The 322-nt window shown below is 66.5% G+C and carries 1 pseudogene; it reads right to left on the minus strand.

Features of this window, described 5'->3' with window-relative positions:
- A pseudogene (locus EN804_RS35825) lies at nucleotides 1-322 on the minus strand (hypothetical protein); the annotation flags it as partial.

Genomic DNA, 322 nt, shown 5'->3' on the forward strand with positions numbered 1-322 from the left:
GGAAGGCGCGTGGAGGCTTCCTCGCTCATGCCAATCAGGCGCGAGAGGAGGCGCCATGGTCCGTACCACGGATTGAGCCAGGACCAGAGATCGCCAAACATGCCCTGCAGGAGGGTGACGACGGCCCAGAGCAGCGTCCAGATGACCAGCGGCAGCGGGTTGGAGAGCGGGTCCCGGCTGCCGAGGAGGCCGGCGGCAATGAGAATTGCAAAGCCGGCAAAGGAGCTCAGGCTGACGATGGTGCGGGAGCCGTCGTTGAAGCTGAATAGCGGCAGGCGCCGGCGCCAGAAACGATCCAGCCGATCCGCCGGCAGCAGCGCCA

This window comes from Mesorhizobium sp. M8A.F.Ca.ET.161.01.1.1 (assembly GCF_004792105.1).
Lineage (GTDB): Bacteria > Pseudomonadota > Alphaproteobacteria > Rhizobiales > Rhizobiaceae > Mesorhizobium.